Origin of the sequence: Methylomonas lenta, from assembly GCF_001644015.1 — a bacterium.
Lineage (GTDB): Bacteria > Pseudomonadota > Gammaproteobacteria > Methylococcales > Methylomonadaceae > Methylomonas > Methylomonas lenta.
In genome coordinates this window covers 1-2180 of the sequence record NZ_LUUI01000065.1, presented here as the reverse complement: position 1 = coordinate 2180, position 2180 = coordinate 1, and the positions used below count along the sequence as shown (strand labels likewise).

The 2180-nt window shown below is 51.0% G+C and carries 2 protein-coding genes; both read right to left on the bottom strand.

Translation table 11 applies throughout. The annotated features are described in order from the left end of the window. Nucleotides 1–206 precede the first annotated feature (206 nt). Nucleotides 207–617 (bottom strand): group II intron maturase-specific domain-containing protein, encoded by a 411-nt coding sequence (locus A1359_RS23040; RefSeq protein WP_232322108.1) that lies wholly within the window; start codon nucleotides 615–617, stop codon nucleotides 207–209. Nucleotides 618–623: 6 nt separating this feature from the next. Continuing rightward, entirely contained in the window at nucleotides 624–1505 is an 882-nt protein-coding gene (gene ltrA / locus A1359_RS04290) for a group II intron reverse transcriptase/maturase (RefSeq protein ID WP_232322107.1), read from the bottom strand. Nucleotides 1506–2180: the final 675 nt, after the last annotated feature.

The following is a 2180-nucleotide window of genomic DNA, read 5'->3' as shown; positions in this document are numbered from 1 at the left end:
GCAGTGACGCTCCGCGTGGGAACCAGAAAAATAAAAGATGGATTGCAACTATCCGGAATTTCCGGACAACTGCCGCTGATGGGAAAGTCTGTAGGATGGATAAGCGTAGCGCATCCACCTCGACGGTCTTAAATCCGATCGGGTCAGAGGAGGCCGCAGCCTCCGTCTGCCCACAGAACCGTGCGTACGGGTCCGTACACGGCTCATCACGCAAGACTCACCCATTGAGAGACTTCAAACCAGTGCGCCAACTTCTGGTCGGATCGGATAGCTTGGCCTTTACCCTTTATAAACCAATCGTTAGGATAGGCTCTGGATACTGCCACTGTCTTGCTAAGTGCCCATCGTTTCCGGTTGGTAAACGCTACGGCAGCCGCTTTGGGCGACACCCCTCTTTTGACCAACGTCCGATATAGATTTCTCTTATTCTTCTGCTGATCAACCAACCTAGCCCTCAGTCGTCGTCGGATATGCGCCTCTATCTTCACTAATTGCGCTGGATAGTGGCTTAGACTGAAATAATTCGACCAGCCTACATACCATTGATTGATCGACTTTAGGGTGGTTTCTATATCCTTATTGGTGCCTCGTGGCGTTAGGGCTTTGACATTATCCATGGCCGTTTACAGGGCTTTTCGCGCAATCGCAATCGTCCCGTTCACTACCGTAAAGCCCAAAAACTTTACCCTTTCTGATCTCGCCACTTGGCTTTTCGCCCGGTTCACCTTGAGCTTGAGCTTGCTTTCTATGAACTGGCTGACCGTTTCCATCACACGTTCCGCCGCTTTTTGTGACTTCACGAAGATATTGCAGTCATCGGCAAACCTACAAAATTCCAGGCCGCGTTTTTCCAGTTCTTTATCCAGTTCGTCCAGCACAATGTTACTCAGCAAGGGGCTTAGCGGCCCACCCTGCATCGTGCCTTCCTCGCTCCGAACCACCACGCCGTTGATCATGATGCCGCTTCGCAGCATCAGTCCGATCAGGCGCAGTATCCGTTTGTCGGTGATCCGTTGTCCTATTCGGGCTATCAGCCGGTCATGATGGATTCGGTCAAAGAATTTCTCCAGATCAATATCCACCACATACGACTTACCGCTGTTTATGATGCGTTGCGCCGCCTGTACCGCTTGCCGCGGGTTCCGTCCAGGACGAAAACCATAACTATGCGGCGAAAAATGCGGTTCAAAGATCGGTTCCAGTAGCAGCTTTAAGGCTGTTTGCACCACGCGATCCCGCACCGTTGGGATGCCCAGCAGTCTTACCCCGCCTTGCGGCTTCGGGATTTCCACTCGGCGTACCGGCGATGGTTTGTAAGTCCAGTTCAGCAATTCCTGCTGTAACCGACTTAGCTCTTCTTCTAACCGGAATTCAAAGTCATGTATGTTCACCCCATCAATGCCGGGCTTGCCTTTGTTTTCCTTGACCTGTTCGAATCCTATCCGCAGATAAGACGCGTAACAGAGATTTTCGAAGAGTCTTTCATCCTCAATGTGTTGGCTCATGTCGTTTATTTCACGCGTGTTTGCAGAGGGTTTTCAATAATCTCGCGTGATTGATTCGTTCGCTGTTTACGTTGCAAATAGTCAATCGCTCCTATTAGGCTGATCTCAACCCTCCGGTCTTTAATTAACGGCTATGGCCGCTTTCGTGTTCCACCCTTCGTCTCCAACGTCCTGTTACTTTCTCGGTGTTTTACCCTCTTCCATGTCACCATGAAATCATCGGCACCCAGCTTTACGACTACTACGGCTTCATCTGCAGACCCTTGGTTCATCACGTCAGCACTGCTGCCGCGCTTAGGGCTTATAGAATCGCAGTTATTCCGACCCAAACCGACGGCCTTTCACTGGGTAAGGTAGCCACCCCTGTCTCGATCCACCTACCTTCACTACAGCCACAGTTTACGGTGAGAATTTAGGGCTTAAGTGGCTCACGGCACCTTACCCACTGTGGTTGCCTTACGAAGGTTCACTTTCGTTTAGGTGACCGATTTGGTTCCAGCTTCCTTCAGATTCCGCATTGGCTCTGTATTACCGCAATCCCCTTTGGGTAGCAATACCGAGTTTCTTTGGACACCCTTGCCTTCACCTACATTTTCCCTTCTCACGGGGCAATGGCTGGACTCTCACCAGCTTGCTGACTACCATGCCAGTCGCACGTGGATGCGCGTTGCTTAT

Bases quoted from the DNA above. Each gene is read 5' to 3' on its own strand.
- A1359_RS23040 (WP_232322108.1), bottom strand. From the start codon at position 617: ATGGATAATGTCAAAGCCCTAACGCCACGAGGCACCAATAAGGATATA.
- ltrA (WP_232322107.1), bottom strand. From the start codon at position 1,505: ATGAGCCAACACATTGAGGATGAAAGACTCTTCGAAAATCTCTGTTAC.